We start from the raw sequence: 6241 nt of genomic DNA, 5'->3' as shown, positions 1-6241 counted from the left end.
GCTCCAGCACGGCCCACTGCTCGTCCGTGAGATCTCCCTACCGTCCGAACCGCGATCACCCACAGTGCAAGATCCGCTTTCGATACACGGCCTAGTACTCCAGTCTGGTTTCGCGATCTTGTGGCCGTACCCGGCCGGGAACGGGGACGGCCACCGCGTGATCATCGGTTGGTGTGTGGACACTCGACCACTACCAGGTCAGGCACTGGACCTCATGGCACCGGCACATCGCACTCGCCATGCTCGCCCTGGCCTTCCTGACCGCCGTCGCCGCCGGCGCGGCGCCCGAGCGACCCGCCCAGCCGGCCCATCTCACCCGCGGTCACCCCCGGTCAAGCTGACTGCCCCGGAGATCCGCCACCTGGTCGCCGCCGTCTTCAACCCACCAGCAGTGTCAGCGGCCAAGCTGCTGCACTGGTCCGACTGGCGGCGTCAACACCAGGCGACAGCCCGCCGCAGCCACTACCGACGACGCTCCGGCGACGAACCGACTGGACAGATCACGAAACCGCACTGGTTAGAGGCCGACCGGACGTCCCGAGTACCTGCGCAGCAGGCCGAAATGGCCGGGAGTTCGGCCCGGCCCGTCTCGCGACAGTGCGGGGAGCAGCCCTGTGCTCCGGCAGCCGCCGTCGGCGATGACCGTCAGAACGCCGTGCGACGTCCCGGTGACAGGGACGCGCACGGCGTTCTCGTGACTTACGCGGCGAGGCGCTCGGTGAGGGCTTTGGCCTTGGTGGCCGCGTCTTGGAGGGCGCGGTCGCGGGAGGTTTCGAACAGCGGCACCAGTTCGGCCATGGCCGGGTTGTGCGGGGCCATGGTGAGTTCCGGGACGATGAAGTCGAGGTCGAGGGCGAGCATGCCGGCGAGGGTCGCCGTCAGGTAGTTCTGCACGTACTCGTAGGGCTCCTTCGGGGTGCCGGGCGCGTAGGAGCCGCCGCGGCTGGCGACGACGGTGACCGGGGTGCCCTTGGCGGAGGGGTTATCGCCCGAGGTGCGGCCGAAGAGGATCACGTTGTCCAGCCAGGCCTTGAGGGTCGAGGGGATCGTGTAGTTGTACATCGGCGCGCCGATCAGCACCGCGTCTGCCCGCTCCAACTCCTCGATCAGCTGCACGCGTTCGGCGAAGGCGGCGGCCTGCTCGGGTGTGTGGGCGTTCGGATCGGCGAACCCGGCCGTGTGGGCGTGGGCGGTGATGTGCGGGACGGGGTCGACGGAGAGGTCGCGGTAGATCACCGTGCCCTTCGGGTGCTGCTCCTCCCAGGTCGTGCGGAAGGTCTGCGTCACGGCGCGGGAGGCGGAGGCGCCGCCCGGGAACACAGAGGAGTCGATGTGCAGCAACGTGGCCATGAAGTATCTCCAGTACTGGGTGAGAGATGAGCGGTCGCGCGCTCGCGGCGCGTGCCGCGGGCTCGTGGTCGGTGAGATTGAGGCGGCCGGAGTTCAGGCCGGTGACCGGGGGCGCAGGACGCCGTCGGGGTCGTAGCGCTTCCACAGGTCGGTGACGAAAGTGCGGGTCGGTCCGGGGTAGGCGCGGGCGAACGTCGCCTCGTCGGGGGCGCTCTCGAAGTTCACGTAGGCGCCGTCGGTGTGCGGGGCGAGGGGGCGCCAGGCGGCGGCCAGTGTGGCGGGGGCGTCCGGCGGGAACGCCGAGGCGATGACGAGGGTGTTCTGGTGGCGGTGGGCGAACGCGGTGGCCGAGGGGGCAGGGTCGTGGGTCGCGCCGCCGAGTGAACGCAGCTGGATCAGGACAGGGTTGGGGCCGGCCGACGCCGTGACCAGTGCGCGGGCGGCGTCCGGGGGCATGTCGGTGAGCAGCCCGTTGGTCGTGCTGGCGGGCATCTGGCCGGAGTGGGAGTGCAGATGGTGCGGTGGGACCAACTCGGTGTAGGGAACGACGTGGGCCTGCTGGGCCCTCACGTCGCCGATGCCGAGCAGCGGTTCGACGGCGTCGCGGATCACGGGCGGGCTATCCGAGGCCACGACCGCGGTGATGAACGCGGCGGTGGTGGTGCCCTGCGAGGACAGCATCACCGCTGTCGACAGCTCGCGTGGCGCCCGCGCCATGACGTCGGCCCATCGGCGCAGCGTCTCCCCGGCCGGATCCACCGCCGCGACGAGCTGTGCGTGGCCGACGTCACGAAGCTCCATGGCCTCGATCTCGAAGGCCACCGCGATCCCGGCACCCGCGCCGGCCCCGCGCATCACCCACAGCAGGTCGGGCTCGGCCTCCGCGTCGGCGCGTACGTACGTTCCGTCGGGAAGGACGACCTCGACGGCACGGATGTGGTCGATGGTGAGCCCGTACTGCCGTACGAGCCATCCGACGCCGCCCCCGGTGGCGATGCCTCCGACACCGACGTTCCCGTGGTCGCCCGAGCTGATGGCGAGCCCGTGCGGGGCGAGCGCCTGGGCGACCTGGGCCCAGCGGGCGCCCGCCTCTACGCGGACCAGTCGGGAGCCGCGGTCGAGGACGTCGATGCGGTGCAGCGCGCTCAGGTCGATGACGAGCCCGCCGTCGTTGGTGCCACTGCCGGACAGGCCGTGTCCGCCGCTGCGGACGGCCACCCGAAGCCCCGTCTCCCGCGCGAGCCGCAGCGCCGCCGCGACGTCGCCCGCGGACTCGGGCAGGACCACGGCGGCCGGGCGGCCGACGGTGGTGTAGGTGGAGCGGAGAGACCGGTAGCGGTGGTCGTCGGGCGTGACCACCTTGCCCGCGAGCTCGGCCGGCACGGCGGAGAGGGTGCCGTTCATCGCCCGCTCCGGAGGGCGTCGACGCGCTCGCGCACCGCGGGCACGACCTCGCCGGCGAAGAGTGCGAGCTGCTGCTCGGGGTCGGTGGCGGGCCAGAGGACGAAGGTGTCGAAGCCGAGTTCCACGACCCACTCGGTGAGGGTGTCAACCCACCGCCGCACATCGCCGACGAGCCCGGGACCGCTCCCGTGGCCGTGGTCGCCGATCACGCCGATCACGTTGTAGACGCGCCGCAGTGTGCTCGGGTCGCGGCCCGCGTCGGTGGCCGCCTCGTCGATGATCCGCTGGCGCGAGGGCACCTCCCGCGGCGGGAGGTAGATGTTCAGCGGAGCGATCCAGCCGTCGGCCGACCGGCCGGTGACGGCGAGCATCTTGGGCTTCTGGGCGCCGAGCCAGAGCTCGACGGGCTTCGGGGGAACCGGTCCGGCGCGGTAGCCGTCGATGGCGTGGTACGGGCTGTGCAGCTGTACGACGTCTCCGGCCAGGGCCGTGCGCAGCAGCCCCAGGGACTCCTCGGTGAACGCCACCATGTCCTGGCCGCGTCGCGCCGGCCCGCCCATCGAGGCGATGGCGTCGGGGATGCCGCCCCCGCCGACACCGAGCTGGATCCGTCCGTCGGTGAGCACGCTCAGCGACGCGGCGGCCTTGGCGAGCATCACCGGCGGGCGCAGCTGCAGGTCGGCGACGCCGGTGAGGAAGGAGATGCGGTCGGTGACCGCCGACAGGTGCGTGATCAGGGTCCAGGCGTCGAGGTGTCCGGGCTGGTACGGGTGGTCCTGAACGGCGAGGTGGTCCAGGCCCGAGTCCTCCGCCGTGCGCGCGAGGCGCCAGGTCAGTGCCCATGTCCCGGCGGAGGGGTCGAGGCTCACTCCGAAGGAGAGTCGGTGTCCGTAGTCGGTCATGTGTCCAGAGTGGGCCGGATCGCCCCGCTGGCAAAACAAAGGGTAAGGTGCTAATCTTTAGTAAGTGAACTCCATTCATGACGACACCTGCCCGAGCTTCGAGGACACCCTCGAAATGGTCGGACGCCGCTGGACGGGTTCGGTACTGCAGGCCGCCGCCCAGGGCGCCCGGCGCTTCGGCGAGTACCGGGCGATGATCGATGGCATCTCCGACCGGCTGCTCTCTCAGCGCCTGAAGGAACTCGAGGCCGCGGGCCTCATCGAGCGCACCGTCATCCCCACTACGCCCGTACAGATCCGCTATCAACTGGCCCCGGACGGCCAGGCACTGGTGAACGCCCTGCTACCGCTCGCGCAGTGGAGCATGCGCCGCTCGGGCCCCAGGGGAGCGGGGCGGGTTCCGGCGTCGACGTAGTCTCCGGATACGCACGTACAGGAGGCGCGCGCACTCACTCCGCGCGCCCTGCCAGGGGTGACGTGGTCGGCGACGGATGCTGTCGCCACCGCCGAAGGCGCTGTCGCATCGGCTGGGGGCGCCGTTGTCGGTGCCGGATGACACCATCCGGCCATGAGTGGTGAGCCTTTCAACTGGCACGAGTTCCTGGCACGTTGGCAGCAGGAGTGGGTTCCGCGCGCGGACGATTGCGAGGACGAGGACGGCGGGCAGGCCGTCGTTCCCCCGAGCAGGCCAGGGGCGGACGAGGCGGCGATCGCCGCGGCCGAGGAGCGGCTGGGACGGCGGCTGCCGCCCTCGTACCGGGAGTTCCTGGCCGTGAGCGACGGGTGGCACGTGGACGAGACGGCCGGGGTCTACCAGCTCGGTGGCGCCGCGGACATCGACTGGTTCCGGGATCCGCACGACATGACCGCGCTGTACGAGCAGAATCTGGGCGACAACCCGCGCGAGGAGGACGTCCTGCTGGCCGGGATGTGGCAACGGGCGCTACGGCTGGAGACGGACTCCGACATGTCGTACGCCCTGCTCGACCCGGGCGACTGCGACCCGGACGGCGAGTGGGCGCTCTACGTCTACAAGGGCTGGAGCGGTGAACTGCCGGACCGTTACCCGTCGTTCCGCGCGTACATGGAGGCCATGTACCGCGGTTTCCACTCCGACCGGGTGGAGAGACCCGACTTCGTGAACGCGACCACGCGCGCCCAGGACGCCCGTGTGAAGGAGGCCCGCCTGCTGGCCCTGCGCGGACGGTACGAGGAGGCGCTGCCCCTGCTCGAGGAGGCGCTGTCCTTCGGACGGCCGCGGAGCGCCGTCCTGCTGAACCAGCTCCGGCAGCTGCTGGCTCCGCGCAGCTCCCGGGAGTACGGCAACCTGGTGGCCGACCCGCGCTACCTGCCCGAGATTCTGCCCGTGCAGGCCATGACGCCGGCACGCGGCGAATGGCGGCTGGGCGGGGACGACCACTGGCTCGGGATGATGACCGCCCGCGGGGTCGCCCGGGAGACCGCCGAGGCCGTACTGAGCACGATGCGGGACGGCACCCATCGCTACGCGCCCCCCGGTCCGTGGGGCCGGGCCGTCGCCGAGGCCCGGGAGTCGGCCCGCTGGGGGGCGACCGACGCCGCGTGGCGGGTGCTGCGGGACGCGCTCCCGCTGTGGGAGGCCCCAGGGCCCTCGCTGATCGCCCCGGTCGGCCTGCTCGCCGATCCGGTCCTGGGTCCGCTGATCACCCCGGAGCGCGGGCGGGAAATCCTCGCGACACCGCGGGCCGGGGAGACGGGACCCGCTCCGGAGCCGGCGCCCGATCTCGACCCGCCCGGCCTCGCCTGGCTGACGGAGCCCGCGGCGAACCGGCGGCCGGCCGACGGATACCGCTGCGTCTGGGTCGAGGGCATCGACCCCGCCCGCCTGCCCGCCCTGATCGGCGAGGAAGGCGCCGAACTGAGCGCGCCCGCGGATCCGCGCACGGCGTCCTGGCGGGCACCGAAGCCCCACGAGCGGGAGGGCGTGGAACTCTGGGAGGACCGGGCCGTGGTCGCCGTCGGCCGCACCGCCGAAGCGTGGGCCTTCGCCTTCGACGGCCACTTCCACCACCACCTGAACACGCTGTTCCTGTCCCCCGCTCCGGCCGCCTCCTCGTCCGGCCGCGCGGTGGTGGTGTGGCGCGACCCGAGGAACTCGTCCCCGGGTGACCACCCGGCCGCGTTCCACCTGTCGGTGGCCGAACAGGGCCACGAGCTGTACGCGTTCACCGTGCGGGGTACGGAGATCCAGCGCTCCGGCGTGATACCCGAGGCCCTGGACCCCGTACGGCTGTTCCGCCCGGAGGACACCGAACCGGACCGCGAACTGCGGATGCTGGAAGCCCTGCACACCGAACTCGGGCTCTCGCTTCCCCGCTTCGCGCTCACCCAAGGCAGGCTCCGCACCTTCACCACCCGGTCCTGGACCCGGGCGCCGCGCGCGGGCGAGGGGTTCGCCTACGCCGGCTTCGTGCGGCACCGGCCCTGAACCCGGGCGGGCCCGCCGCCCTCGGTGGAAGGCGGGCCCGCAGTCGACGACCGGCCGTGGCTACGGCTCAGGTCCATCGCGCGGGCGCCGGTCGCGCCGATCTCCCGGGCGACCTCCG

At 72.1% G+C, this 6241-nt stretch carries 6 protein-coding genes; 3 read left to right on the top strand and 3 right to left on the bottom strand.

Annotated elements, in window-relative coordinates; genetic code table 11:
• The first annotated feature begins 173 nt into the window (after positions 1–173).
• Positions 174–341: a hypothetical protein gene (locus tag ACF1A1_RS22010; RefSeq protein ID WP_392002004.1), complete on the top strand. Its 168-nt coding sequence runs from the start codon at positions 174–176 to the stop codon at positions 339–341.
• Positions 342–699: 358 nt separating this feature from the next.
• On the opposite strand, the gene ACF1A1_RS22005 is transcribed toward ACF1A1_RS22010, so the two are convergent.
• The 3 genes from ACF1A1_RS22005 to ACF1A1_RS21995 form a co-directional block, all read right to left on the bottom strand.
• The gene (locus ACF1A1_RS22005; protein ID WP_392002003.1) at positions 700–1350 is read right to left on the bottom strand and encodes an FMN-dependent NADH-azoreductase; all 651 of its coding nucleotides are present in this window, start codon (positions 1348–1350) and stop codon (positions 700–702) included.
• Positions 1351–1443: 93 nt separating this feature from the next.
• The gene (locus ACF1A1_RS22000) at positions 1444–2754 is read right to left on the bottom strand and encodes an FAD-binding oxidoreductase (RefSeq protein WP_392002001.1); all 1311 of its coding nucleotides are present in this window, start codon (positions 2752–2754) and stop codon (positions 1444–1446) included.
• On the bottom strand, positions 2751–3656 hold the full coding sequence (locus tag ACF1A1_RS21995) for an LLM class flavin-dependent oxidoreductase (protein ID WP_392001999.1): 906 nt from the start codon (positions 3654–3656) through the stop codon (positions 2751–2753). Before ACF1A1_RS21995 ends, ACF1A1_RS22000 begins: the two co-directional genes overlap by 4 nt.
• Positions 3657–3720: 64 nt before the next feature.
• On the opposite strand from ACF1A1_RS21995, the gene ACF1A1_RS21990 reads away from it, so the two are divergent.
• Positions 3721–4071, top strand: a complete 351-nt coding sequence (locus ACF1A1_RS21990) for a winged helix-turn-helix transcriptional regulator (RefSeq protein ID WP_392001998.1) — start codon at positions 3721–3723, stop codon at positions 4069–4071.
• Between the two features lie 153 nt (positions 4072–4224).
• Positions 4225–6123: an SMI1/KNR4 family protein gene (locus ACF1A1_RS21985; RefSeq protein ID WP_392001997.1), complete on the top strand. Its 1899-nt coding sequence runs from the start codon at positions 4225–4227 to the stop codon at positions 6121–6123.
• Positions 6124–6241: the final 118 nt, after the last annotated feature.

The organism is Streptomyces sp. NPDC014995 (genome assembly GCF_043080745.1).
Taxonomy (GTDB): Bacteria; Actinomycetota; Actinomycetes; order Streptomycetales; family Streptomycetaceae; genus Streptomyces.
Note: the sequence above shows the minus strand (reverse complement) of the source record. Positions and strands in the feature narration are given on the sequence as shown.